At 64.5% G+C, this 25,175-nt stretch carries 29 protein-coding genes and 1 riboswitch; of the genes, 17 read left to right on the plus strand and 12 right to left on the minus strand.

The window, feature by feature from the left end:
* The first annotated feature begins 13 nt into the window (after positions 1 to 13).
* Positions 14 to 1,195 carry a YbfB/YjiJ family MFS transporter gene (locus M9955_16070; GenBank protein MCO5083159.1) on the plus strand — a complete coding sequence of 394 codons (1,182 nt, stop codon included), beginning with the start codon at positions 14 to 16 and terminating at the stop codon, positions 1,193 to 1,195.
* A gap of 127 nt (positions 1,196 to 1,322) precedes the next feature.
* Complete coding sequence (gene sbmA / locus M9955_16075; protein MCO5083160.1) at positions 1,323 to 2,600, plus strand: peptide antibiotic transporter SbmA; 1,278 nt, start codon at positions 1,323 to 1,325, stop codon at positions 2,598 to 2,600.
* A gap of 31 nt (positions 2,601 to 2,631) precedes the next feature.
* Here sbmA and M9955_16080 read toward each other — a convergent pair whose 3' ends face one another.
* Positions 2,632 to 3,654, minus strand: coding sequence for a polysaccharide deacetylase (locus tag M9955_16080; GenBank protein ID MCO5083161.1), 1,023 nt, complete (start codon positions 3,652 to 3,654; stop codon positions 2,632 to 2,634).
* Positions 3,655 to 3,765: 111 nt separating this feature from the next.
* Between M9955_16080 and M9955_16085 the strand changes: the two genes are divergently transcribed.
* The 10 genes from M9955_16085 to M9955_16130 all read left to right on the plus strand — a co-directional run bounded on the left by M9955_16085 (position 3,766) and on the right by M9955_16130 (position 11,373).
* Positions 3,766 to 4,332, plus strand: a complete 567-nt coding sequence (locus M9955_16085; protein ID MCO5083162.1) for an NnrU family protein — start codon at positions 3,766 to 3,768, stop codon at positions 4,330 to 4,332.
* A gap of 135 nt (positions 4,333 to 4,467) precedes the next feature.
* Complete coding sequence (locus tag M9955_16090) at positions 4,468 to 5,133, plus strand: tetratricopeptide repeat protein (GenBank protein MCO5083163.1); 666 nt, start codon at positions 4,468 to 4,470, stop codon at positions 5,131 to 5,133.
* A gap of 3 nt (positions 5,134 to 5,136) precedes the next feature.
* Positions 5,137 to 6,567 (plus strand): ribosome biogenesis GTPase Der, encoded by a 1,431-nt coding sequence (gene der / locus M9955_16095; GenBank protein MCO5083164.1) that lies wholly within the window; start codon positions 5,137 to 5,139, stop codon positions 6,565 to 6,567.
* Positions 6,568 to 6,678: 111 nt separating this feature from the next.
* Positions 6,679 to 7,866: a cell wall hydrolase gene (locus tag M9955_16100; protein ID MCO5083165.1), complete on the plus strand. Its 1,188-nt coding sequence runs from the start codon at positions 6,679 to 6,681 to the stop codon at positions 7,864 to 7,866.
* 219 nt (positions 7,867 to 8,085) lie between these two features.
* Positions 8,086 to 8,493 (plus strand): AtpZ/AtpI family protein, encoded by a 408-nt coding sequence (locus tag M9955_16105; GenBank protein MCO5083166.1) that lies wholly within the window; start codon positions 8,086 to 8,088, stop codon positions 8,491 to 8,493.
* Between the two features lie 38 nt (positions 8,494 to 8,531).
* The gene (locus M9955_16110) at positions 8,532 to 9,281 is read left to right on the plus strand and encodes a F0F1 ATP synthase subunit A (GenBank protein ID MCO5083167.1); all 750 of its coding nucleotides are present in this window, start codon (positions 8,532 to 8,534) and stop codon (positions 9,279 to 9,281) included.
* 67 nt (positions 9,282 to 9,348) lie between these two features.
* The gene (locus tag M9955_16115) at positions 9,349 to 9,573 is read left to right on the plus strand and encodes a F0F1 ATP synthase subunit C (protein MCO5083168.1); all 225 of its coding nucleotides are present in this window, start codon (positions 9,349 to 9,351) and stop codon (positions 9,571 to 9,573) included.
* A 61-nt stretch (positions 9,574 to 9,634) separates the two neighbouring features.
* Positions 9,635 to 10,243 (plus strand): F0F1 ATP synthase subunit B, encoded by a 609-nt coding sequence (locus M9955_16120; GenBank protein MCO5083169.1) that lies wholly within the window; start codon positions 9,635 to 9,637, stop codon positions 10,241 to 10,243.
* Positions 10,244 to 10,248: 5 nt separating this feature from the next.
* The gene (locus tag M9955_16125) at positions 10,249 to 10,728 is read left to right on the plus strand and encodes a F0F1 ATP synthase subunit B (protein ID MCO5083170.1); all 480 of its coding nucleotides are present in this window, start codon (positions 10,249 to 10,251) and stop codon (positions 10,726 to 10,728) included.
* Positions 10,729 to 10,875: 147 nt separating this feature from the next.
* Complete coding sequence (locus M9955_16130) at positions 10,876 to 11,373, plus strand: pyridoxamine 5'-phosphate oxidase family protein (GenBank protein MCO5083171.1); 498 nt, start codon at positions 10,876 to 10,878, stop codon at positions 11,371 to 11,373.
* Between the two features lie 15 nt (positions 11,374 to 11,388).
* Here M9955_16130 and M9955_16135 read toward each other — a convergent pair whose 3' ends face one another.
* Both M9955_16135 and M9955_16140 read right to left on the minus strand, forming a co-directional pair.
* On the minus strand, positions 11,389 to 12,075 hold the full coding sequence (locus M9955_16135; GenBank protein ID MCO5083172.1) for a ribonuclease HII: 687 nt from the start codon (positions 12,073 to 12,075) through the stop codon (positions 11,389 to 11,391).
* 143 nt (positions 12,076 to 12,218) lie between these two features.
* On the minus strand, positions 12,219 to 13,373 hold the full coding sequence (locus M9955_16140) for a PA0069 family radical SAM protein (GenBank protein ID MCO5083173.1): 1,155 nt from the start codon (positions 13,371 to 13,373) through the stop codon (positions 12,219 to 12,221).
* A 149-nt stretch (positions 13,374 to 13,522) separates the two neighbouring features.
* Between M9955_16140 and M9955_16145 the strand changes: the two genes are divergently transcribed.
* Positions 13,523 to 14,023 (plus strand): glycosyl transferase family 2, encoded by a 501-nt coding sequence (locus M9955_16145; protein MCO5083174.1) that lies wholly within the window; start codon positions 13,523 to 13,525, stop codon positions 14,021 to 14,023.
* Positions 14,024 to 14,165: 142 nt separating this feature from the next.
* Positions 14,166 to 14,975 carry a class I SAM-dependent methyltransferase gene (locus tag M9955_16150; GenBank protein ID MCO5083175.1) on the plus strand — a complete coding sequence of 270 codons (810 nt, stop codon included), beginning with the start codon at positions 14,166 to 14,168 and terminating at the stop codon, positions 14,973 to 14,975.
* 10 nt (positions 14,976 to 14,985) lie between these two features.
* Here M9955_16150 and moaB read toward each other — a convergent pair whose 3' ends face one another.
* The 6 genes from moaB to M9955_16180 all read right to left on the minus strand — a co-directional run bounded on the left by moaB (position 14,986) and on the right by M9955_16180 (position 18,865).
* Positions 14,986 to 15,534: a molybdenum cofactor biosynthesis protein B gene (gene moaB, locus M9955_16155; protein ID MCO5083176.1), complete on the minus strand. Its 549-nt coding sequence runs from the start codon at positions 15,532 to 15,534 to the stop codon at positions 14,986 to 14,988.
* Positions 15,534 to 16,418 carry a 4-(cytidine 5'-diphospho)-2-C-methyl-D-erythritol kinase gene (locus M9955_16160; GenBank protein ID MCO5083177.1) on the minus strand — a complete coding sequence of 295 codons (885 nt, stop codon included), beginning with the start codon at positions 16,416 to 16,418 and terminating at the stop codon, positions 15,534 to 15,536. Before M9955_16160 ends, moaB begins: the two co-directional genes overlap by 1 nt.
* Positions 16,419 to 16,431: 13 nt before the next feature.
* Entirely contained in the window at positions 16,432 to 16,617 is a 186-nt protein-coding gene (locus M9955_16165) for a hypothetical protein (GenBank protein MCO5083178.1), read from the minus strand.
* Positions 16,618 to 16,694: 77 nt separating this feature from the next.
* On the minus strand, positions 16,695 to 17,561 hold the full coding sequence (locus tag M9955_16170; GenBank protein MCO5083179.1) for a S49 family peptidase: 867 nt from the start codon (positions 17,559 to 17,561) through the stop codon (positions 16,695 to 16,697).
* Between the two features lie 97 nt (positions 17,562 to 17,658).
* Complete coding sequence (locus M9955_16175; protein MCO5083180.1) at positions 17,659 to 18,426, minus strand: methyltransferase; 768 nt, start codon at positions 18,424 to 18,426, stop codon at positions 17,659 to 17,661.
* 214 nt (positions 18,427 to 18,640) lie between these two features.
* Entirely contained in the window at positions 18,641 to 18,865 is a 225-nt protein-coding gene (locus M9955_16180; protein MCO5083181.1) for a DUF2007 domain-containing protein, read from the minus strand.
* Positions 18,866 to 18,998: 133 nt separating this feature from the next.
* Here M9955_16180 and M9955_16185 point away from each other — a divergent pair, with 133 nt between their 5' ends.
* Positions 18,999 to 20,015 carry a polyprenyl synthetase family protein gene (locus M9955_16185; GenBank protein MCO5083182.1) on the plus strand — a complete coding sequence of 339 codons (1,017 nt, stop codon included), beginning with the start codon at positions 18,999 to 19,001 and terminating at the stop codon, positions 20,013 to 20,015.
* A 162-nt stretch (positions 20,016 to 20,177) separates the two neighbouring features.
* Positions 20,178 to 22,202, plus strand: coding sequence for a tetratricopeptide repeat protein (locus tag M9955_16190; GenBank protein MCO5083183.1), 2,025 nt, complete (start codon positions 20,178 to 20,180; stop codon positions 22,200 to 22,202).
* A 133-nt stretch (positions 22,203 to 22,335) separates the two neighbouring features.
* On the opposite strand, the gene metA is transcribed toward M9955_16190, so the two are convergent.
* From metA to M9955_16205, 3 genes are all read right to left on the minus strand, one after another.
* Positions 22,336 to 23,256: a homoserine O-succinyltransferase gene (gene metA / locus M9955_16195; GenBank protein ID MCO5083184.1), complete on the minus strand. Its 921-nt coding sequence runs from the start codon at positions 23,254 to 23,256 to the stop codon at positions 22,336 to 22,338.
* Positions 23,257 to 23,304: 48 nt separating this feature from the next.
* Positions 23,305 to 23,410: riboswitch (SAM-I-IV-variant riboswitch) on the minus strand.
* Between the two features lie 71 nt (positions 23,411 to 23,481).
* Positions 23,482 to 23,793 (minus strand): type II toxin-antitoxin system RelE/ParE family toxin, encoded by a 312-nt coding sequence (locus tag M9955_16200; protein ID MCO5083185.1) that lies wholly within the window; start codon positions 23,791 to 23,793, stop codon positions 23,482 to 23,484.
* A 1-nt stretch (position 23,794) separates the two neighbouring features.
* Positions 23,795 to 24,055 (minus strand): type II toxin-antitoxin system ParD family antitoxin, encoded by a 261-nt coding sequence (locus M9955_16205; GenBank protein MCO5083186.1) that lies wholly within the window; start codon positions 24,053 to 24,055, stop codon positions 23,795 to 23,797.
* A 175-nt stretch (positions 24,056 to 24,230) separates the two neighbouring features.
* Here M9955_16205 and M9955_16210 point away from each other — a divergent pair, with 175 nt between their 5' ends.
* Complete coding sequence (locus M9955_16210; protein ID MCO5083187.1) at positions 24,231 to 25,175, plus strand: glycine--tRNA ligase subunit alpha; 945 nt, start codon at positions 24,231 to 24,233, stop codon at positions 25,173 to 25,175.

Raw genomic sequence — 25,175 nt, forward strand, 5'->3', positions numbered from 1 at the left:
TGCGCCAAAGGTCATGATTGCAGCCTCGGTGCGCTGCAATATGGTCGGCCCGATGCAGCCCGCTTCTCCTTTCCGACTGGCCCTCGGCGGTCTTTTCGCGATTGCCGCCGCAATGGGCATCGGACGCTTCGTCTATACGCCGATCCTGCCATCCATGATGGCGGAACTCGGTTTGACGGCACGCGAGGCCGGTTTGATCGCTTCCGCCAACTATCTGGGTTATCTCGCCGGCGCCATCGCGGCGGCCGGCAGCTGGGCTGCCGGCCGCGAGCGCACGGTGATGATCATCGCCCTTGCCGGGAGCGCCGCGTTCGCCGCGGCGATGGCAGGCGTCGATTCGATGCCAGCGTTCATGCTCATCCGGTTTCTTGCCGGCTTCGCCAGCGCCTTCGCCATGATCTTCACGACCGCGATCGTTTTCGGGCATCTCGGCGTGGCGGGACGCGACGATCTTCAAGGCCTGCAATTCGCCGGCGTCGGGGTGGGCATTGCCGTATCGGCGATGATGACCGCGCTTCTGCACGGCGAGGGTGCGGCATGGACCGCGCCATGGATATGGTCCGGAGTCCTGTCTGCGCTGGCGCTGGTTCTCACTGCCATCCTGGTCGATCGCGGCCCGCCCGGCACAGGCCGCAGGACGATGGAGCCGCCGCTGCGCCTCGATTCCAGGCTCTCCGCCATGGTCATCGCCTATGGTCTGTTCGGTTTCGGCTACATCGTCACCGCTACTTTTCTCGTCGCCATCGTCAGGCAGAACGGCTCGGGGCCGCTGCTCGAATCGGCGGTATGGCTGGTCACCGGCATCGCCGTCATCCCTTCCGTCCACCTCTGGTCGCTGCTTGGCCGGCGCATAGGCTTGCCGCGCACATTCGCGCTGAGCTGCGTCGTGGAGGCGGTCGGCGTGGTGGCGAGCGTGTTGCTCGGCGGCACGATCGGCCCGTTGCTGGGTGGTCTGCTGCTCGGCGCCACCTTCATCGCCATCACCGCGATCGGCCTTCAGCTCGGACGACTCGCGGTGCCGCGGTCGCCCCGCCGCATCCTGTCCTTCATGACTGTTTCGTTCAGCATCGGCCAGATCGCGGGGCCGGCGCTGGCCGGCCTGCTGGCGCAGGCGGCGGGCGGCTATCTGCTGCCTTCGCTCGCCGCCGCGCTCGCCCTTGTGATCGCGGCGATACTGGTCGTCCGCATCGCGTGAACCAAATTCGCCATGTTTGCCGTATTTTACGCAGCACTTCCGCGGCCGATCAGCCATTTCAATTCGAACTGATCTGTGACTTGATGCCGGCCGATCGCTGATTTGTCCCGACGAGGATTGTCGCCAGGTGTTCGTTTCCTTCTTTCCGAAGCCGAAATTGTTCTTCGCGTCGGCTGTTCTGTGGAGCCTTGTCCTCGTCATTGTCTGGTTCATGGGCGGCGAGCAGTTGGGAGCCGCCCTCGGCCTGCCGCCCGCTGCGGCCGACGCCCCGCCCATCATCGGCGTATCGGTCTTCTGGTCGAAGCCGTTTCTTTGGTTCTATGCCTATTTCGCGGTCGGCGTGCTGCTGTTCTACGCCTTCTGGAGCTGGTTTTCGCCCCATCCCTGGCAGCGCTGGTCGATACTGGGTTCCGCGCTCATTCTTTTCATCGTCTATTTTCAGGTGCAGGTCAGCGTCGCCGTCAACAACTGGTACGGGCCGTTCTGGGATTACATCCAGAACGTGATGAGCAAGCAGACCACGTCGAACACGACGGAATATTACGGTCAGGTCGCGAGCTTCGCTGGCCTCGCGCTTGTCGGCATGAATGTCGCCGTGCTCAACGCCTTCCTTGTCAGCCATTGGATCTTCCGGTGGCGGACGGCGATGAACAACTACTACATGGCGCACTGGAGCAAGCTCCGCCACATCGAGGGCGCGTCGCAACGTGTTCAGGAGGACACGATGCGCTTTTCGCAGATCATGGAAGGCCTTGGCGTCTCCTTCGTCGATTCGATCATGACGCTGATCGCGTTCATGCCGGTGCTGATCCGCCTTTCCACGCACATTACCGAACTGCCGCTGGTCGGAGCGATCCCGCACCCGCTGGTGATCGCCGCGGTCGGCTGGTCGCTCTTCGGCACGATCTGCCTCATCGTCGCGGGCGTGAAGCTCCCCGGACTGCAATTCCGCAACCAGCGGGTCGAGGCGGCCTATCGCAAGGAACTCGTTTACGGCGAGGACGATGCCGATCGCGCGCGGCCGGCGACCGTTTCGGAACTCTTCGCCAACGTGCGAAAGAACTACTTCCGCCTCTATTTCCACTACGTCTATTTCAACGTGGTGCGCTATACCTACCTCCAGGCCAACAACATCTTCTCCCTGTTGATCCTCGGGCCGTCCATCGTCGCCGGAACGATCTCGCTCGGGCTAATGAACCAGATCAGCTATGCCTTCAGCCAGGTCACGTCCTCGTTCCAGTTCCTCGTGAATTCCTGGTCGACCATCGTGGAACTGCTGTCGGTTCACAAGCGTCTGCGGGCGTTCGAGGCGGCCATAGACGACGAGCCGCTGCCGGACATCGATCAGCGCTATCTCGAACGCGAGCGCGCCGGAATGGCCGCCCACGAGCAGCCGGCGTCCTGATTTTCACCGACGACGTCTCCGCGAGGGCGGCTCAGCCGCCCGCCGCGCTCTTCGCTGCGACGGTATCTCCGCTGGTTCGCGCCAGATAGTCGCTGTAGGTGACGCAGGCGACGTCGGGGCGGATGCAGACCTCGCCGGCAAAGCGCTCCAGAGCGCGCCAGTAGGCGCCGCCGTTCATCTGCGTGAAATGGAAGCCGAGTTGCAGCGGTGTCCTGTCGCCAGAAATTTCCTTCTCGAATGCCCTGCGGAACGCAAGATAGGTCCGCTCCTCGAACACGCCGTCGTCATCCCGGCGCTCGAAACCGCCCGAATGCCGGACGAAGAGATTGTAGTCCATCGCGATCACGCGCCGTTCCTTGGGTCCCTCCGGGATTTGCGGCAGCGCGAAGCGCGTGACCGCCGCGGACCTGTCGGGGCGTTCGGGCGCGCGCGACACGCCGCTGGCGTCGAATGTGAAACCCTTGGCTGCGAGCGCCTGATAGAGACCCGGTCCTGTCGAAAGATAGGGTGCGCGAAACCCCTTGATTCCGTTGGCTGCGAAATCGCGCCATCCATCCGGCTCGCCGTCGATGCCGTTCGCCGTATAGGCCTCGGTCAGCGCGGTGCGGAACGCGCGGAACTCGGCCAGCCATTCTGCCTTGCTCCAGCCCTTGCCGTCGAAATGACCGCAGGCGTGGCTGCCGATCTCGTGACCTTCGCCATGCGCCGCCCAGATCTGCCTCAGCCGTTCCGTGACATCATCGCGCGTTGGCGCGAAGCCGATATTGGATTTTCCCGCTCCGTGTTCCGGCGCGACGTAGCTCGCGCGCCGCTCCTTCGGAATCAGGAACACGCAGGACAGGAAATATGTGAACCTCGCGCCGGTCTTCGCCGCCAGCGCGCGACTGCGTTTCCATTCGGCGATGCCGTTCGAATTGTCGAAGGAGATGAGCACATATTGCGGATTGTCCGCCTTCACGAACGTCTGTCCGGGCTCGGCCAGCGCCGGTGGACTGACGGCTGAAAGGGCGATGGCAAGGCTGACGGCGACACGGAACGATGACAGGGACGACATGTTCCGCCGGTAGTCGCGAAATATGGCCTCGATTTGGAGACGGATCGGTTTGCCGATCTCTCCCGATGGAGTAGGTTCGTCCCGCCAGCAAGATTCAGCCAGCAGGACGTCATGCTCGTTCTTATTCTCGGCCTCGTGATTTTTCTCGGTACGCATTCGATTCGTATCCTCGCGCCCGAATGGCGGGACCGGCAGCGTGCCGCGATGGGCGACGGGCCCTGGCGCGGCGTCTATTCCCTCGCTTCGCTTGTCGGCTTCGTGCTGATCGTCTGGGGCTTCGGCATGGCGCGCGCCGAAACCGGCTATCTTTACGATCCGCCGGTCGCGCTACGCCACGTCGCGCTCCTGCTGATGCTTTTCTCCTTCATCTCGCTCGCGGTCTCGATCTTCCCCGCCGGCCGACTGAAGGCGATGCTGAAGCATCCGATGCTGCTGTCCGTGAAGATCTGGGCCTTCGCCCATTTGCTGGCGAATGGCGAGACGGCGTCCGTCGTGTTGTTCGTGGCGGTGCTGGCCTGGGCGGTGATCGACCGCATCGCGCTGAAACGGCGTGGCGCGCCCGTTGCGCAGCCCGGCCCGGCGAAATGGGATGCCATCGCCATTGCCGTGGGCATCGTGGCTTACGCGTTGTTCGTGTGGAAACTGCATGCGTGGCTGATCGGCGTGTCGCCGATGTAGCGCGAAAGTGAACCGGATACGGGTCGGAAGCGCGCCGGTTCGGGCTAATTTCCGCGGCGGGCCTTCCCACCCGTCAAAATTTCGCTAAAACGCGGGCTCAAGCGAGGCCCGGTTGGGCGCAGACGGGCAGACGACATGTCGGACGATACCTTTATCCGCGAAGTGAACGAGGAGATGCGCCGCGAGCAGGCTCAGGCGATCTGGGATCGTTATGGCCCCGCGGCCATCGCCATCGCCGTACTGGTGGTTCTGGCGACGGCGGCGTGGGTCGCCTACGACTATTGGGACACGTCGCGGGCCAATGCGTCGGGCGACAAGTTCTCGCAGGCTTTGGTGCTCGCCAACAGCGACAAGGCCGACGAGGCGCTCGCCGCGCTCAAGGATCTCGAGGACAATGGCTACGGCGCCTATCCGCTGCTGGCCCGCATGCGCGCCGCCACCGTGCTTGCCGACAAGGGCGATGTCGCCGGCGCGGTCGCGGAGTTCGACGCGGTCGCGGCCGACACTTCCATTCCCGTCGCTATCCGCGACATGGCGAAGCTGCGCGCCGCCTTCCTGCTGGTCGACAATGGCAGCTACGCCGATGTCGCAAACCGCGCGGAATCGTTGGCGGCGGACACCAATCCGCTGCGTTTCTCGGCGCGTGAGGCGATGGCCCTGTCCGCGTGGAAGGAAGGCAAGGCCGCCGACGCGTTGAAGCTTTACGAGCAGATCACCGCCGATCAGAATGCGCCGCGCAACAGCCGTGAGCGGGCGACCATGATGGCCGAACTGATCCGCGGCTCCGGCGATGCGTCGTGATGCATGAGCTTCACCGCAGCCATAATCGGCCGGCCGAACGTCGGTAAGTCGACGCTGTTCAACCGGCTCGTCGGCCGGCGGCTGGCGCTCGTCGACGACACGCCGGGCGTGACGCGAGACCGCCGCGTCCATGCAGCAAAACTCTACGATCTGACCTTCGACGTCATCGATACGGCCGGTTTCGAGGATTCCGGCCCGGAAACGCTCGCCGGCCGCATGCGCCGGCAGACCGAGATCGCCATAAGCGAGGCCGACATCATCCTTTTCGTGATCGATGCGAAGGGCGGACTGCTCCCCGACGACAAGACCTTCGCCGACATTGTGCGGCATTCCGGCAAGCCGGTCGTGCTCGTCGCCAACAAGGCCGAGGCGCGCGGTGCCGGCGCCGGCATGCTGGAGGCGTGGGAGGTCGGCCTCGGCGAGCCTGTTCCGATCTCCGCCGAACATGGTCAGGGCATGCCCGATCTTCGCGACGCCATCGTGGAGGCGCTGGGCGAGGAACGTGCGCTGGGCTCGGACGACGAGGACAAAGACCTCATCGCCGAAAGCGAAGTGCTGATCGGCGAGGATGTCGAGCCGGATGACGAAGAGCCGGCCTATGACGACACCAGGCCGCTGCGCATCGCCGTGGTCGGCCGCCCGAACGCGGGCAAGTCGACCCTCATCAACGCGCTGATCGGTGAGGAACGCCTGCTCACGGGTCCTGAAGCCGGCATCACGCGCGATTCGATCTCTGTCGACTGGGACTGGCGTGGCCGCAAGATCCGCCTGTTCGACACGGCCGGCATGCGTCGCAAGGCGCGGGTTCAGGAAAAGCTGGAAAAGCTCTCCGTGTCGGATGGCCTACGCGCCGTGCGCTTCGCCGAAGTCGTCATCATCGTGCTCGATGCGACGATCCCCTTTGAGAAGCAGGACCTGCAGATCGCCGACCTGATCATCCGCGAGGGCAGGGCGCCTGTCATCGCCTTCTCCAAATGGGACCTGATCGACGAGCCGCAGCGCGTGCTTGCCGAACTGCGCGAGAAGACCGAACGGCTGCTGCCGCAGGCGCGCGGCATTCGTGCCGTTCCTCTCTCGGCCGAAACGGAGCGCGGCCTCGACAAGCTGATGGAAGCCGTTATCGCGACCCATCAGGTCTGGAACCGCCGCGTTTCCACTGGCCGGCTCAACCGCTGGCTGGAAGGCATTCTGGCGCACCATCCGCCGCCGGCCGTTGCCGGCCGCCGGTTGAAGATCAAATATGTGACGCAGGCGAAGACCCGGCCGCCGGGCTTCGTCGTCTCGTGCTCGCGCCCCGACGCGATGCCCCAATCCTACGTGCGCTATCTGGTCAACAATCTGCGCGACGCCTTCGACATGCCGGGCGTTCCGATCCGCGTCGCCCTGCGGACCTCGGACAATCCGTTCGCCGGCAGGGCGAAGAAGCGCGGCTGAGAATCCCGGTCCAGCTGCAATATTGCTCGAATCCGGCCGTTAACCGCTCGTCAAGGTTAATGCATCATTGTCGCCCTTCAGTGGGGTTCTGTTGCGTCCTGGAGAGCGTACGTGCAGCGATTTCGTCTGGCGCGGCGGGCGTCCTATGCCTTGCCTGCGGCGCGGTCCTTCCTGTCTCCGTTGGTGGTTGGTCTCGGCCTTTGGGTCGGATTTCCGACGGTTGCCGCCTATCAGGACATGACCAGCATGGTCTCGGGGCTCGAAGGGCAGGGCGCACGCTGGACCGCTTTCGTCGAAAAATCCGTCGCCGGCTCCCTGCATGTTGCGGAGATGCCGTTCGCCAATGCGGATGACGTGACCGGATCGATATCCGGTTCGGGCGTCGAGATGCCCGGCATAGGCAAGGTCGCGCTGCTGGCAAAGGGCGCCAAACACGCCGGCAGCAGCGACGAGGCCCGCATCAACCGCGCCGACAAGCGCGACCGCGTCGTCAAGGTGGTCCCGGTGGCGCCGCCGAAGGCCTTCAACGCCGGCTCGGTTTTCCGGCGCAGCAGCTCGCTTCTGCGGCCGACGCTCGACGGCGATCTGAAGATGGCCTTCGCCAGGCCGGACATCGCCGGCAAGGAGATCGAGATCGCCGCCGCTTTCCATCCGACAGTGGAAAAGAAGGTGCATCCCGCTGTCCCGAGCTATCTCGCGGACCTCGTCACCAACGACAAGCCCGATGTGCTCGCCACCGCCTATGCGCCGGCCGAGCCCGACTATGCGAAGGCCTCGCCCTTCGAGACGCTGCTGCGCGACGAAAAACCGAACGGCGGCCGTTTCATCCCGCCTATGCTGCCGGGCGACCACGCCTGGATGGAGACGCCTCTCCCGGCCTCGGCGTTCTCGCCGAAGGAACAGGAGTGCCTCGCCAACGCCATCTACTTCGAGGCGCGGGGCGAATCGACGCGCGGACAGGCTGCCGTCGCGCAGGTAGTGCTCAATCGTGTGCGCAATCCCGCCTATCCGGATTCGATCTGCGGCGTCGTCTACCAGAATCAGGACTGGAAGAACCGCTGCCAGTTCTCCTTCGCCTGCGACGGCATCAAGGACCGGGTGCTCAGCCCGTGGCACTACCGCCGCGCCAGGGAAATCGCCATGGCGGTGACGGCCGGCAAGATTTTCATCCCCGAGGTCGGCTCGTCCACGCATTACTATGCGCAATATGTCAGCCCGGGCTGGGCGCGCACGATGAAGAAGATGACCAAGATCGGTCTTCACATCTTCTACCGCACCTATGGCGGCGGCTGGAGCTAGCGGGCGTCTCCTTCGCCAAACGGGAAGAATCTGACCTCCGACGATCCCCGACATCTGTGCGCATGATGTCGCACCGAGCTAAGTATCGGAAATAAAAGCAAAAAATCCCTTGGACGAACTGCCTTCCGGTGGCTTGACTGCCGGAAGACCGCTAACTATGTTGCGCGCGACTTTGAAGCGGGCAAGGCGGAGACGTTCTGGCCGGGCGAGGGGGTTGCGATGGCCGATAATGACGGGCCAGGCGAAACCGGCGATACCAGGCCCGGAACGAGCGGAAGTGCTGGCCGTGAAGGCGATCTCGAACGCCGCCGCCGTGATCTCGACGCGATACTTGCGGCGAGACGGCCGGCAAAAGGGATCGAGGCTGACAAGCCGAAGTCGGGCGGAATGGCCGGGTTCGGCAATGCACTCAAACTGTCGAGCGAGTTCATCGCCGGCATTTTGGTTGGTGTGGGGCTGGGTTGGGTGATCGATCACTGGGCGGGTACGTCGCCCTGGGGATTGATCGTCTTTCTTTTCTTGGGCTTCGGCGCCGGCGTGCTGAATGTCCTGAGGTCGGTCGGCAGGGTTGCCGAAGCCGGCATCAGGCAACCGGAAGACAAAGGCGGTACGCCGCCGAAAACGTGAAACCTGCGCCGCTCTGGCGCTGCTGTCGAGGGCTCTAGGTGGCAAACGATCCGATCCATCAGTTCCAGATCTCGAAGCTGATTCCGATCGAAATCGGCGGCATGGATTTCTCGTTCACCAATTCCTCTCTGTTCATGGTGCTCACCGCGGCGTCGGCCGGCGCCTTCCTTTATATGACGACCTCGCAGCGCGGGCTGATCCCGAGCCGCCTGCAGTCGATCTCCGAAATGTCCTACGAGTTCATCGCCAACATGCTGCGCGACGCCGCCGGCAGTCACGGCATGAAGTTCTTTCCGCTGGTCTTCTCGCTCTTCATGTTCGTGCTGGTCGCGAACCTCTGGGGCATGTTCCCTTATTTCTTCACTGTCACCAGTCACATCATCGTCACCTTCGCGCTGGCACTTCTGGTGATCGGCACCGTTATCATCTATGGCTTCCTGAAGCACGGCTTCGGCTTCCTGAAACTCTTCGTGCCGCAGGGCGTGCCGGGCATTCTGGTGCCGCTGGTGGTGGCGATCGAGGTCATTTCGTTCCTTTCGCGTCCGATCAGCCTTTCGGTACGTCTCTTCGCCAACATGCTCGCCGGCCACATCACGCTTAAGGTGTTCGCGGGCTTCGTCACCTCGCTCAGCGCCATGGGCGCGGTCGGCGTGATCGGCTCGGTTCTGCCGCTGGCGATGACCGTCGCGCTGACCGCTCTCGAGTTTCTCGTTGCCTTCCTGCAGGCCTACGTCTTTGCGGTGCTGACCTGCATGTACCTCAACGACGCCCTGCATCCGGGGCACTGACGATCATCCACGGGGCGGCTCGCCGCCTCCAGACAAGCCATTCCAGTTTCACGAAGGAGTTGAACAAATGGAAGCTGAAGCAGCACGTTACATCGGCGCTGGTATTGCATGCCTCGGCATGGGTGGCGCAGGCATCGGCCTGGGCACCATTTTCGGTAACTACCTGGCGGGCGCGCTGCGCAACCCCTCCGCCGCCGACGGCCAGTTCGGCCGCCTGATCTTCGGCTTCGCCGTGACGGAAGCTCTGGGCATCTTCTCGCTGCTCGTCGCGCTTCTGGCGCTGTTCGGCTGATCGATCGGAACGCTCTCGGGCCGGCTCGCCTGCCGCGGCCGGCCTCGGACAGGGGATGACGATGTTTGTGACACCTGGCTATGCTCAGGAAGCGGCTCCGGCCGAAGGCGAGGCGCATGATGCGGCCGCCGGCGAAACCGGACATGCCACGGAGACGCATGCGTCGACCGAGCACGCGAAAGGCGAGTTTCCGCCTTTCAGCCCGCAATACTACCCGTCCCAGATACTCTGGCTGGTCATCACCTTCGGGCTTTTCTACCTTTTCCTGAAGAAAGTCGTCCTGCCGCGGGTCGGTGGCATTCTCGAAGTCCGCCGCGACCGCATCGCCGGCGATCTCGATCAGGCGGCCCGCATGAAGGCGGAGGCCGACGCGGCCATCGCCGCCTATGAGCAGGAACTCGCCGAGGCCCGGGCCAAGGCGAACGCCATCGGCCAGGAAGCGCGCGACGGCGCCAAAACGGAAGCCGAGGTCCAGCGCAAGCAGATCGAGAAGGATCTTGAAGGCAAGCTCGGCGAATCGGAAGCGCGCATCGCCTCCATCAAGGCTTCGGCCATGAAGGAAGTCGGTTCGATCGCGGAGGATACCGCTACCGCGATCGTTCAGCAGCTCGTCAGCGGGAAGACCGACAAGGCGGCGATCGCCGCCGCCGTCAAGGCAGCACGGGAGTAGCCGGCATGGATGCGACATTCTGGGCCACCGTTGCTCTCGTCCTCTTCCTCGCCATCATCTTCTACCTGAAGGTGCCCGGCATGATCGGCAGGTCGCTGGACGGGCGCGCCGCCAAGATCGCCAATGAGCTGGAGGAAGCCCGCAAGCTTCGCGAGGAATCCCAGCAGCTTCTGGCCGAGTTCCAGCGCAAGCGGAAGGAAGCCGAGAAGGAAGCCGGGGAGATCGTCGAGGCTGCCAGGCGTGAAGCGGCGATTCTTGTTCAGGACGCGCACAAGAAGAGCGAGGAGTATGTCGCGCGCCGCACCGCGATGGCCGAGCAGAAGATCGCCCAGGCCGAGCGTGACGCGGTGAACGAAGTCCGCTCGACGGCCGTCGACATCGCGATCGAGGCCGCCCGCAAGATTCTGGAGACCAAGGTCGATGCAGGCGCCGATGCGGCGCTCTTCTCCTCCTCCGTGCAGGAATTGAAGTCGAAGCTCAACTGAGCATCGTTTCGTTCAACTCTGGTGACTGGGGCCATCGCGGCGACGCGGTGGCCTTTTCATTTGCCGATCTGCCGACAGAGGCACGGAACCAAAGGCTCCTTCCGCCAGTTTCGCACCCGGTTGCAAACAGCGTGCAAGGAGAGCGGCATGGCTCGCGAGGAAAATACCGGAAAGTCGGAACAGGAGCTGCGCGAGCGGGTGTGGGAACTCGCCGATGACATCGGATTCTGTATGTTCGTCACCTGGGACGGAGAGAGGCAGAAGGCGCGGCCCATGGATGCGCATGTGGACGAGGACGCCGGTTCGGTCTTCTTCCTGACCGACGTCGACGGCGGCAAGGTCGATGAGCTTGAGGAATTCCCCGAAGCGCTCATCACATTTTCCGACAAGATGAAGTTCGTCAGCATGAGCGGCAGGGCGACCGTGTCGAACGACCGGACCAAGATACGGGAGCTGTTCGAAGCGTCTTCGAAAGCCTGGTGGGATTCGGCGGAAGACCCGGACATCCGTCTGATCACCCTCGTTCCCGATCAGGCCGAGCTGTGGGACAGCCCGAACCTGCTGATATCGAGCATCCTCATGCTCACGGCGGCGGTGACGGGCGCCAAGCCGAAACTCGGCGATCACGCTAAGGTCGCCATCTGATCCCGATGGCCGCCTTCAGACGAGGGCGGCCACTTCCTCTTCCAGATCGGCCTGTATGCGAAACGGAGCGAAGGAGGTCCGGTGGAGCCTCGGCACGGCGCCGTGGAGATGGATGGCGGCGCGATGGCGTTCGGTCGCATAGCCCATATGGATCTCGAAGCCGTAGCGCTGGTCGGCGCGACCGCATCCGCACATCATGCGGTCCCGCATCACCTTGGCGACGATGGAAGCCGCCGCGATGGACTGGGAACGCTGGTCGCCCTTGATCAGCGCCTTGCCCGGGCATGGCAGGCCCGGCGGCACGTCGCGGCCGTCGGCCAGCGCCAGCATGGGCCGTATGTGCAGGCCGCAGACGGCGCGGCGCATGGCCTCGAGGCTGGCTCGCAGTATGTTGATCCGGTCGATGCCCTCCGCCGCCACCGACGCCATGGATACCGCCCGGGCCTTCGCCAGAATCTCGTCGAACAGCGTCTCGCGCTGGGCGAAGGTGAGTCGCTTCGAATCGTCCAGCCCTGCCGGGATTTTTTGCGGATCGAGGATGACCGCCGCCGCCACCACCGGACCGGCGAGCGGTCCGCGACCTGCCTCGTCCATGCCCGCGACAGGCGCGAGGCCATCCCGCATCGCCGCCTCCTCGAAGGAGAAGTCGGGTCTGATCACCATCTCGAAGAGGGGCGGAGAATCGGAAGTCCGGCGAGCCATGGTAGCGACGATGGTCGCATCGGCTCCGATTCTCCGCAAGGCCTTCCCGGCCGCAGGGGTAACGGCGGGGAGGGCTACACCGTCGGGCTTGGGGGCGGGCCGGACGGGATTCTTCTGAGACTGCGCCAGCGGCGACGTCCGGCTCAGATCAGGATGAGTTGTTCGCTCTCCCTGTCTCCGCCGAGAAAAAGATCGTTGCGCAGCGGGCGTTTCTCCACATTCAGCCCGAGCCGCTTGGCCGCGATCTCGAAGCGCCTGCCGATCTGCCAGGCATAAGGCCCCGTGCCTTTCATCCGCTTGCTCCACTCCGAATCGTAATCCTTGCCGTCGCGCATCGAGCGGACTAGCGACATCACGTGCCGGTACTTGTCCGGATAATGCCTGAGCAGCCAGTCCTTGAAGATCGGCGCGACCTCCAGCGGCAGGCGCAGGATGACATAGCCCGCTTCGGCCGCGCCCTGGGCCTGGGCCGACTCCAGGATGCGCTCGATTTCCGAATCGTTGAGTCCCGGAACGATCGGCGCCACCATCACCGACACCGGAATGCCGGCCTCGTGCAACCGCCGCATCGCCTCCAGCCGCTTCGACGGGGTCGAGGCGCGCGGCTCCATCGTCCGCGCCAGCTTGCCGTCGAGCGTCGTCACCGAGAGGGCGACCTTGGCCAGCTTCTTCTCGGCCATGCGGGCGAGGATGTCGATGTCGCGCGTCACCAGCGCCGACTTGGTCACGATGCCGACCGGATGCCGGCGCGATTCGAGCACTTCCAGCACCTCGCGCATGATGCGGTACTGCTTCTCGATCGGCTGATAGGGATCGGTGTTGGTGCCGATGGCGATGGTGCGCGGCTGGTATCCGGGTTTGCCGAGTTCCCGTTCCAGAAGCCGCGCCGCATCCGGCTTGGCAAACAGCTTCGATTCGAAGTCGAGTCCCGGCGACAGGCCCATATAGGCGTGGGTGGGGCGCGCGAAGCAGTAGACGCAGCCATGCTCGCAGCCGCGGTACGGATTTATCGACCGGTCGAAGGAAATATCCGGCGAATCGTTGCGGGTGATGATGGTGCGCGGCTTTTCGACCTGCACTTCGGTCTTGAAGGGCGGCAGCTCCTCGAGAGAATTCCACCCGTCGTCGAAGGCCACGCGCGCGGTCGGCTCGTATCTGCCCGACGGATTGATGCCGGCGGACCTGCCGCGGTTGCGCTCGGGCCTCACCCTCAGGCCGCTCTCTTCGATCATCGCGTTTGCCATATCTGCGCGTCCTGCTCCGAAAGCTGCAATATCGGCGCGCACGATCTGTTCCATCTTCGCCCGTTCCCAGGGCGCCTGTTTCGGGATTTGAGTCGCTGGTCTCATGAAATTATTCCTATTCCTATCATGAGAACAAAGCAAGAACTTTATGGTTCGATATGCCCAACTGGCGCCGGGCCGCCGTTTCGGATAATCGGTAAGGAATGCTGACCGTTCTGATCGAGACGAAGAACAGCGAGGAAGGATTGGCGCGCACGCTGGCGTCGCTCGTTTCCGGAGCCATAGAGGGTGTCGTGCGCGACGTGATCGTTTGCGACCGTGGCTCGGCCGATCAGACGCACCGCGTCGCGGAGCATGCGGGCTGTCATCTCGTCGCGGCCGGCCTCGCCGCCGCCATAAGGCAGGCAAAGAGCGAGTGGCTGCTGATCCTGGAGCCCGGCGCAAGACTTGCGGAAGGCTGGATTGAACCGGTGCTCATCCATGTCGAGCGCCAGTCCATGCCCGCGCGCTTCACGCCGTCGAGGGCGGCGCGGGCATCCTTTCTTGCGCGCGTCTTTTCGCGGAAGCGGGCGCTGGCCAATGGGCTGCTGATTGCGAAAGGACAGGCGGCGTCTCTTGCCCTGAAGGCGCGCGGCACGGAGGAAATGGCGCGCGGCCTGTCGGCCAAGCGGCTGACCGCCGAAATCATCACCGCAGCGCGCTAAGGGAGCGTCTGTTCGTGCACTGCCGCGACTTCATCGGCGTTCCGGCATAGATTCTATGGTCGCGCTCCGCTTCGCTGTGCTTGCCAGAGGATGACGAAGGCGGAAGGATGTGCACTGGTCTCAGGATGGAAGGATGGACGCAATGAAGCCGACATCAACCTTCGTTGCGGGGAGCGGAGACGGCTACGAACAGGTGATGGGTCGCTGGAGCAGGCGCCTAGCAACTCCCTTTCTCGATTTCGCCGGGGTGGCCGATGCCGAACGCGTGCTCGATGCGGGCTGCGGCACCGGCAGCCTGACCTTTTCGCTGGCCGGGCGCATGGATGGAGGTTGGATCGACGCCGTCGATCTTTCGGAGATCTATGTCGGACACGCCGCGGAGCGCAACGCCGATCCCCGCATCAGTTTCGCGGCCGCCGACATATGCGCGCTTCCCTATGATGCGGCGACTTTCGACCGCGTGCTTTCCATGCTGGTGCTGCACTTCGTGCCCGAGCCGCAGCGCGCGGTGAACGAATTGCGGCGCGTGGCCAGACCCGGCGCGACCGTCGCGGCGACGGTCTGGGACGTGCGCGGCGGCTTCGTCGCCAACCGCATGTTCTACGATACGGCCGCCGCCGTCGACGCGGAGGGCGCCCGCCGCCGCGCCAGAAACTTCACCCGGCCGATGACGCGGCCCGGAGAATTGGCTTCCTCCTGGCGCGAGGCCGGATTCATCGACATTCGCGAAGCCTCGCTGATGATCCGCATGGAGTTTTCGTGTTTCGATGACTACTGGGCGCCTTATTCGGGAAAGGATGGCCCGGGCGCGGAATATATGGCGACCCTCGACGATGCGGCGCGCCAGCGCATCGGTACGCTGGTCAGGGACGCCTATCTCGACGGAGAGGCGGACGGTCCTCGATCCTATGCCGCCGTGGCGTGGGCGGTTTCGGGCCGCGTGCCGGGTTGAGGCGGCCGGGCTACTTGCCGCCGCGCCGCAGGTGTTCGTCCAGCCGCGGCATGATCTCCACGAAGTTGCAGGGCATGTGCCGATAGTCGAGCTGGGCCTTGAGGATGCTGTCCCAGGCGTCCTTGCAGGCACCGGGGGAGCCCGGCAGGACGAAGACGAAGGTGGCGTTGACGACGCCGCCGGTCGCGCGGCTCTGGATCGTGGACGTGCCGATCTTGTCGTAGGAGATGCGGTGGAAGACCTCCGAAAAGCCGTCCATGCGCTTCTCGAAGATCGGCTCCAGCGCCTCCGGCGTCACGTCGCGGCCGGTAAAGCCGGTGCCGCCGGTGGTGATCACCACGTCGATCTCGGGGTCCCTCGACCAGCCCAGCACCCTTTCCCTGATCCTTTCGATGTCGTCGGTGACGATGTCGCGCGCGGCAAGGACGTGTCCAGCTTCGACGATGCGGTCAGCCAGCGTCTGGCCGGATTTGTCGTCCGCCAGCGAACGGGTGTCGGACACCGTCAGAACAGCGATGCCCACAGGCATGAAGGGGCGTGTCTCGTCCATGCGTGCCATCATTGTCCGGTTCCCGAGGGAATACTGCGTGTCGCGGCCACGAACCATTCCGGATGACGGCTGCGAATGGCGGCGGCGGCGCGCTTGGCCACATTGTTGGTTTCGAACAGGCCGAAGCAGGTTCCGCCCGAGCCCGACATGCGCGAGAAGCCCGAGCCGGCGCGGTCCAGAGCGGCGAGGACCACGCCGATGGTGGGATCGATCGAGCGGGCAGGGGCTTCCAGATCGTTGCGGGTGATGTCGAGCCAGTTGCGGATCGTATGGAAATCGAAATGTGCGGGCAGCGCCGGCAAGGGCGGATTGTCGCGCCGCTGCAGCCTGCCGAATACGTCGGCGGTCGAGACCGAGGTGCCGGGATTGACGAGCACGAGGGCGAGCGCCGGAAAATCGTCGACGGGCGAAAGCACCTCGCCGATGCCGCGCGCGACCAGCGGCGTTGCGGCCAGGCACATGGGCACGTCAGCACCGAGCGAAACGGCGATGCCGGCGAGTTTCGCCCCGCCAAGATCGAGATGCCAGTGGCGGTCGAGGGCCTGCAATACGGCGGCCGCGTCGCTGGAGCCGCCGCCGACACCCGACGCGACGGGCAGGTTCTTTTCGAGGGTGATCCTGACGGGTTCGGGGTGGTGTGCAGCCTCCCGCAACGCGTCGCGCGCCCGGATCATCAGATTGCTACTATCTGCCGGAACATCCGCAGCATAGGGACCGGTGACGACAAACCCGTCCTCCCCGGCCGGCTCGACCGTCACCCGGTCGCCAAAGCGGGTGAAGACGACAAGGCTTTCGAGCAGGTGATAGCCGTCGGCGCGCTGCCCTGTCACATGCAGGGCGAGGTTGATCTTCGCCGGTGCCAGATGCGCGAGCGAACTGGTCTGCTGGTCCACGAAAGAACTGCGATCAATCCTTGGCGACGCGGTATTCGCCGGTGGCGGGGTCCTGCACCAGCGTGCCGTTCGCGCCCGTGCGAGCCTGCCGCTCCTCGCGGCGCACCTTGGCGGTGACGCGCTCCGCCTCGCGCACGAAGGCGCGGTATCCGAAATATGCGGCGATCCCGATCACCGCGAAGAAAATGAGCTGCGGCATGAACATCTCCCACCACCGCCGGCGATATGCCGGCCACGTCGGGTCAAGCGGCTAGATTAAACCGCTTTTCCCAATTCTCAAAGTCCGAACCGAGCCCAAAGCACGCGGTCCTCTATCGCCTGGATCAGCCCGGACGCCGCCGCGCCCGCTATGCCGCCCGCTTCCGCTTCGCCGCGGACGCCAAACAGATTGAACTTGCGGCCGAAAAGGCCGCGCGGCGCGGATACGAGCCGCAGCCGCGTCTTCTCGCCGTAACGTTCCTTGAGCACCGCGCGCATGTCGCCCAGCCCGTCGGCCAGCCCCAGTTCCACCGCCCGCTGGCCGGCCCAGAACAGGCCGGTGAAGATGTCGGGGTCGTCCTTGAGCTTCGCGCCGCGCCGCGACTTGACGAGATCGATGAAGACATCGTGGATTTCGAGCTGGAGCGCCTTCAGCCGCTCGACGTCCTCCTGCTTTTCCGGCTGGAAGGGATCGAGGATCGACTTGTTCCTGCCGGCCGTGTGCACGCGCCGCTCGACGCCGATCTTTTCCATCAGCTCGGTGAAGCCGAATGAGGAGGAGATGACGCCGATCGAGCCGACGATGGACGAGGGATCGACGAAGATCTCGTCGCCGGCGATCGCGATCATGTAGCCGCCGGATGCCGCGACATCCTCGACGAACATGAGAACCGTCCGATTCTTTTCCTTCGCAAGATCGCGTATGCGCTTGAAAACAAGGCGGGATTGCACCGGGGAACCGCCTGGCGAATTGATCGAGATGGCGACGGCCGGCGCCTCCATGGAGAAGGCTTTTTCCAGCAGGCCGGCGGTCGAGGCGAGCGACAGCGTCTGGCGCAAGGGGCCGCCGCCGCTCATGATCGTGCCGTTCAGGCGGACGACCGGGATTGTCACGGCGTCGCTGCGCATCCATCTGGGCAGCAGGCGTCTGAAGAAACGCTTCAAGGAAACTGTCTCCGCTTCGGTTTTTCTGATGTAGTGGATTACAGGCCGTGCGCAATGGCTGCGTGGCGTTTCGTCGATCCGTTGTCGCCAAAGTCCGTCAATCGCCGAAAAGCGAGGCGCGGCCATTGTTGATCGCATCGGCCCGGGCGGAAAAGCGGTCGCCTTCGTCATGCAGCACGAGCGGCGGGCTCAAGGTCAGGCTCGCGCGCGATCCGCGCACGGCCCTGACGATGATGCGGATCGCCTTCTGGTCGGCGCGCGGATGGACAGGCACGATTTCCGCGCCGCCGAAGCGGCCTTCGAGGGCGGCGAGCAGGGGTGCGAGCGATACCGGGCGAGCGATGATCGCCAGTCCGCCGCGCGGTTTCACCACGGCAGCTGCGCTGCGCAGCCAGCTTTCGAACAATCCATCATCCATGACATGCGCACTGCGCTTCAGGATATCGGGCGTCGCGCGGTCGGCCTTGACGTTGAAGGGCGGGTTCATGATGGCGAAGTCGAATGTCCCGTCGCCAAGTCCTGCCGCAACCCGCGCCTTGCCTGTCAACGTGACGTCGGCTTCGAGAAGGTCCACGCGCCCGGCAAGATGGTTGTTGGCGGGATGGGCGAGGGTCTGCCGCGCGAACGCGGCCATCTCCGGGGAACGCTCCACCAGCACCACCTGCGACGACGGACAGCGCGACGCGACGGCAAGCCCGGCCGCGCCCGCGCCAGCGCCGAAATCGGCGAGCCGCCCGGCGAAACCGGCAGGTGCCGCGGCTGCCAGCATCATCGCGTCCATGCCGGCCCGATGCCCGCCCTTCGCCGGCTGCACCAGCCAGAAATTGCCCCTGTGGAAGGCGTCGAGGGTGGTGTCGGAGGTCATCGGAGGGGCTTCGTGTTTGCTTTTTCCAACCCCTCTCCGGTTCGCTTCGCGAACCACCTCTCCCCAGAGGGGCGAGGAACTGCGGTCACGATCTTTCCGCTATGCCGGCGCTTCTCCAGCTTGGGTTCCTCGACCCTCTGGGGAGAGGTGCCGAGCGAAGCGAGGCGGAGAGGGGTCGCTGGTGAGATCATCGACCTGCCGCCTGCTAGCCGCTTCAGCCTTCCCGTATCTCGTTCGCTATACCCGCGTCGGCGAGGATCGCCCTTGCTTCTGTCGCTTCAGTATCCGGCACGAGGATGCGGCGCGGCAGGATGCCGATCGAGCCGTCGAGCACGCTCATGTTCTGGTCGGCTACCAGACAGTCGATGCCGGCGTCGCGCAGCAGCGACTGGACGAAGGAAATCACGACGGCGTCGTTGGTGCGCAGAAGCTCGATCATGCCGTCAGCGTGGCAGGTTGCGCGCCGAGTTGCAATGCGCGCCAATTCGCCATCTGTGCGCCGCGCCGGGCTTCCCCTAGACTCTTGGGCGGCGCGGTGCGATCAAAGCGCCGAAAGAGAGCGGAGAACGAGTGTGGGCGTAGTCGTCAATCTCGAGGGCGGAAAGCGCGAGGCGGCATCGATCAAGCCGCTGATCGACCTCACCGCCAAGGATATGGGGCGGGTCAACGAGCTGATCCTGTCCAAGGCCGGCTCCGACGTGGAAATGATCCCGGAAGTCGCCAACCATCTGATCTCGTCGGGCGGCAAGCGCCTGCGTCCGATGCTGACGCTCGCCGCCGCCCAGATGTTCGGCTATGCCGGCGACGGCCATGTGAAGCTCGCCACCAGCGTCGAATTCATGCACACCGCGACGCTTCTCCATGACGATGTCGTGGACGAGAGCGACCTGCGGCGCGGCAAGAAGACGGCGCGCATGATCTGGGGCAACCAGGCAAGCGTTCTGGTCGGCGATTTCCTGCTCGGCCAGGCCTTTCGCATGATGGTCGACGTGGGTTCGCTCGACGCGCTGGACATCCTGTCCACGGCTGCCTCCATCATCGCCGAGGGCGAGGTGATGCAGCTTGCGGCCGCCAAGAACCTCGAAACCACCGAGGATGAGCATTTCGCCGTCATCAAGGCCAAGACGGCCGCGCTGTTTTCGGCTGCGGCGGAGGTCGGCCCAGTCATCGCCAGCGCCTCCCGCAACGACCGCGCGGCGCTGCGCTCCTACGGCATGAATCTCGGCCTTGCCTTCCAGCTCATCGACGACGCGCTGGACTATGGCGGCAACAGCGCTGACCTCGGCAAGAATGTCGGCGACGATTTCCGCGAGGGCAAGGTGACGCTGCCCGTGATCCTGGCCTATCGCCGCGGCACCGCGGCCGAGCGTGCGTTCTGGAAGGCGGCGATCGAGGACAACGAGACCGACGACGCCGCGCTGGAAAAGGCGGTGGGCCTGATGACGCGCCACGGCGCCATCGCCGACACGGTCGGCCGTGCCCGCCACTTCGGCGAGATCGCACGCGACGCGCTGGCGCCGCTGCCGGCGACGCCGCAGAAGGCGGCCCTGATCGAGGTCATAGAATTCTGCATCAGCCGCGCGGTGTGAACCGGACGCTAACCATGCGGCTGTAGCGTCGGGCTTGCGCAGGCGCGGGCTGCCGATGTTGTGATCGGCGCCGCGATTGACGTGCATCGCAAAAAGGCCATGCTTTTTGCGCAATGCACGAGCTGATCCGCCGCGCGGCGCGATGGGTCGGAAAGGAACGGAATGCAGCTCAAGGGTTCGACCTCGCGGATGGCGCTGGCAGCGCTGGCCGCGATCATGCTTTCGGGGACGCCGGGCTGGGCAAAGCAGGCGTCGGAGCCGGTGCGCATCAATTCGTTCTCCGGCGCGTTCCTCGCGGCGCGCGTGGCCGAGGTCGACAACGACCTCGATGACGCCATCGCCTATTACAAGCGAGCGCTGGCTTTCGATCCCGACAACCAGGCGATGCAGCAGAGCCTGATGCTGGCGCTGCTCGCCGACGGCCAGTTCGACGATTCGCTGGTCTATGCCGAGAAGCTGAAGACGGTGGCCGAGGTCGAACGCTTTTCGCGTGTGGCGCTGGCCATCGACGATATCCGCAAGGGCAAGTATGCCGAGGCGCAGTCCGTGCTGAAGCTGGCGCTCGCCTCCGATCTCGACCGCCTCATCGCCGGCCTGCTGACGGCCTGGGCGCAGCAGGGCGCGGGCGACACGAAGGCGGCGCTGAAGACCATCGACGATCTGCGCGGTCCGGAATGGTACACCATGTTCAAATCCTACCATCACGCGCTGATCGCCGAAGCGGCCGGCATGACGAAGGAGGCGGACGAGGCGTTCGCCAGGATCATCGACGACGTCAATTCGGGCGCGGCCGCACCCGACACATGGCTGCGCGCCGCCGAAGCGCAGGCGCGCCACCTCGCGCGCCGCGGCGACAAGGCGAAGGCGATCGACGTTCTGAACAAGGCAGAGCAGTTCGTGGCGGGCCGCCTGATGATCAACCAGCTCCGCGCCAAGGTGGAAAAGGGCGAGAAAATCTCCGCCTTCATCGAGAAGCCGACCGACGGCGCGTCCGAAGTGCTGCTCGATCTCGGCAGCGCGCTCAATCGCGGCGGCGGCGAGCCGTTTGTGCGTCTCTATCTGCGGCTGGCTCTGGCGCTGCGGCCCGACAGCGACGCCGCGCTGTTGCAACTCGCCTCCTATGCCGAGCAGCAGCAGGACGCCGAAGGCGCGATCGAGCTCTACAATCGCATCCCGAAGGATTCGCCCGTCTATCGCGCGGCGGAATTGCAGCTCGGCCTGAACCTCGCCGATCTTGATCGCCATGCCGAAGCGGAGACGCGTCTGAAGAAGCTCATCGCGTCCGACCCCGGCGACATGCGCGCCTATCTGGCGCTTGGCGGCGTCTACGCCTCGCAGGAAAACTACGCGGCGGCGGCGAAGAACTACGACGAGGCCGTGGCCCATCTCGAGACCGCCCGCTCGCTTGACCGGACGGATGGCGGCGAAACCGCCAACTGGAACATCTACTATCAGCGCGGCATCGCCTATGAGCGGCTGAAACAGTGGCCGAAGGCCGAGCCGAACTTCCGCAAGGCGCTGGAACTCGCGCCCGACCAGCCGCAGGTGCTGAACTATCTCGGCTATTCCTGGGTCGACATGAACATGAACCTCGACGAGGCGCTGGGCATGATCCAGCGCGCCGTCGACCTGCGCCCGAGCGACGGCTACATCGTCGATTCGCTCGGCTGGGCGCATTACAAGCTCGGCCGCTACGATCAGGCGGTGGTGGAATTGGAGCGCGCCGTCTCGCTGCGTCCCGACGATCCGGTGCTCAACGATCACCTCGGCGACGCCTACTGGCGGGTCGGACGTCGTCTGGAGGCGACCTTCCAGTGGAGCCATGCGCGGGACCTGAAGCCGGAGCCGGCCGTGCTGGCCGAAGTGGAGAAGAAGCTCAAGGAAGGCATGCCGCCCGTGCCGGACAAGGCGACGGCCGATCAGCCGGTCGAGCCCGCGCCGCCTGCCGTCGTCCCGGCAGAGGAGCCGAAGGAGGAGAAACGGACGGAAGCTGCCCCCGCTGAGGCGGCGCCTGTCGTGCCGGCCGCCTACAAGGTGCTGCCGGGGCAGTCGCTCTGGTCGATCGCCGACGACGTGCTCGGCAACGGCAACCGCTACCTCGAAATCCTCAACCTGAATCCGCAGTTGCAGGGAAACCCCGGCCGGCTCGTTCCGGGGCAGGAACTGATCCTGCCGGCGGGGAACTGAGGACGCTCGCACCGCTGGGATAGCGGCACCGCGCCTGTTCTGTTTCGGGTTTCGCCATCACCTCTCTCCGCCTAGCGGAGCCTGTCCTCGGGCTGGCCAAAGGCCGGAGAGAGGTCAAGGTCCCTTAACTCCCCTACTTCCTCCCGATCGCCGAAATATCGAACGGCGTCGTCTGGTAGAGTTCGTTGATCCAGTTGCCGAAGAGCAGATGCGCGTGGCTGCGCCAGCGATTCTCCGGCTGCCGCTCCGGATCGTCCTGCGGGAAATAGTTGCGCGGCATGGCGATCGGCACGCTGGCGTTGCGGTCGCGGAAATACTCTTCCCCGAGCGAACTGGAATCGTACTCGATGTGGTTGAACATGTGGAGCGAGCGGTGAGCCGGGTCTTCCAGCAGGCAAAGGCCGGCCTCGTCCGACTCCATCAGCACCTTCATGCCGCTCGCCGCCGGAATATCGGCGCGGCGAACTTCCGTCCAGCGTGACACCGGGATCGAAAAATCGTCGGAGACGCCCCTGAGATAGGGCGAGGTCGGCGCGAGGTTGCGGTGCCGGTAGACGCCGAACGCCTTCTGCGGCAGGTCGTATTTCGGCATGCCATGGAAGTGATGCACCGCCGCCTGCGCGCCCCAGCAGATGTTGAAGGAGGCGTGCACATTGGTCTGCGTCCAGTCGAAAATGCGGCGCAATTCGTCCCAGTAAGTGACCTCCTCGAACGGCATCTGCTCGATCGGCGCGCCGGTGACGATGAAGCCGTCGAACTTCTCCGCCTTCACGTCTTCCCAGTTCCGGTAGAAGGAGATCATGTGTTCGTTCGGCGTATGCCGGGCGACATGGTTGGTGATCTTCACCAGCGTCAGCTCGACCTGCAGCGGCGTCGCGCCGAGCAGCCGCGCGAACTGCGTCTCGGTCCTGATCTTGTTGGGCATCAGGTTGAGCAGGCCGATATGCAGGGGGCGGATGTCCTGGCGCACCGCTTCGGCCTCGCGCATCACCATCACGCCCTCGGCTTCCAGCGTGGCGCGGGCGGGGAGGTCGTTCGGAATCTTGATCGGCATGCGATATCTGTCCCTTGTCTCGCATCGGGAGTCGGACAGATTGTGTGGCGTGATCCGTTTGGTTGCCGGCCGGCCACATCCTCCCGTCAGGAGCGCCACCTTGCCCGGAACGGCAGGTTGGCGTCGGGCATCGGCCCGACTCTTGATGTTGCCGCCTATCTAGCCGTGGCGGAAAAGGTTTTCAATGGGGACGCTGCGCGGAGCATCGGCTGTCTCGACATATCACTAACACGAAGTCTCGTCGGTCCACTCGATCCTGTCGAGATCACGGGCGCCATCGACGACCCGCACGATCTGCACATCCTCGCCCGCAATCCGATAGAGCACGATCCAGCGTTTAATGACCAGAGAGCGGGCATCAGCCGCGATTTCCGGTCGTGCGCGACCGATCAGGGAATGCGAGCGCAGGACAGCGCACTGCTCTTCGATCGTGTCGTAGATGCGATCGGCGACAGAAACGCTCGAATGTTCGGCCAGGTAAACCCAGAGGTCCAGCAGGTCTTCGCGAGCGCGGCGGGTAAAAAGAACCTTCCCCAATTCAGCTCTTCCGGGCCGCCAGACGCGCGCGTGCCTCCGCCTTCAGAACATCGAAGGAAAGGTCGCCCGCATCGCCGCTGTCTATCCCCTCCTTCCATGCCGCTCGAAGAAGGGCGATCTTTTCGCTCTCCCGCTGCTCCGCCTTTTCCATCATGCGGAGAGCCTCCCGCACGACTTCGCTTGATGAGCTGTAGCGGCCCGTCGTGACCTTCTGCTTCACGAAGCGCGCGAGTTCATCGGTAAGGGAGACGTTCATGTTCATGGCGTGCCACCGTCGGGTATTGAAGCTATGCCTTAAAATAGCAATTTTTGCCATGAGGTCCAGTCTGCCGCGCGGCGACGAGCAACGGTGCGGCAATCGTCTCGCGCTTGACCCACGGAGGCCTCCGCACTAGGACGGGCCGGCTTTCCCGCCCATCCGTCGAGGCAGATTTCCCGTGGCGCAGAACTTTTCCGATCCGAGCCGGTCTTTTCAGGGACTGATCCTGACGCTTCACAATTACTGGGCGGATTACGGTTGTGTTGTCCTGCAACCATACGACATGGAGGTCGGCGCCGGCACCTTCCATCCCGCCACCACGCTCCGTGCGCTCGGCCCGAAACCGTGGAACGCCGCCTATGTACAGCCATCGCGGCGGCCGAAGGATGGTCGCTACGGGGAGAACCCCAACCGGCTCCAGCATTATTACCAGTATCAGGTGATCCTGAAGCCCAACCCGTCGAACCTGCAGGAGCTTTATCTCGGCTCGCTGGCCGCGATCGGTATCGATCCCCTGCTGCACGACATCCGCTTCGTCGAGGATGACTGGGAAAGCCCGACGCTCGGCGCGTGGGGGCTCGGCTGGGAGTGCTGGTGCGACGGCATGGAAGTGTCGCAGTTCACGTATTTCCAGCAGGTCTGCGGCATCGAATGCGCGCCGGTCGCGGGCGAACTGACCTATGGTCTGGAGCGCCTCGCAATGTATGTGCAGGGTGTCGACAACGTCTACGACCTCAACTTCAATGGCCGCGAAGGCGACGAGAAGGTCACCTATGGTGAGGTCTTCCTGCAGGCCGAGCAGGAATATTCCCGGCACAATTTCGAATTCGCCAACACCGCCATGCTGCTCAAGCATTTCGAGGATGCTGAGGCCGAGTGCAAGGCGTTGCTGGAAGCCGGCGCTCCGCGTCCGGGCGAGACGCTGCACAGGATGGTGCTGCCGGCCTACGACCAGTGCATCAAGGCGAGCCACGTCTTCAACCTGCTCGACGCGCGCGGCGTCATCTCCGTGACCGAGCGGCAGAGCTACATCCTGCGCGTCCGCAACCTTGCCAAGGCGTGCGGTGAAGCCTTCTTGCTGACTGACGCCGGCGGGGCGAACTACGCGGACAAGGCGGCCTGA

The sequence above is a fragment of the Rhizobiaceae bacterium genome, assembly GCA_023953845.1.
In the GTDB taxonomy this organism is placed as follows: domain Bacteria; phylum Pseudomonadota; class Alphaproteobacteria; order Rhizobiales; family Rhizobiaceae; genus Arvimicrobium.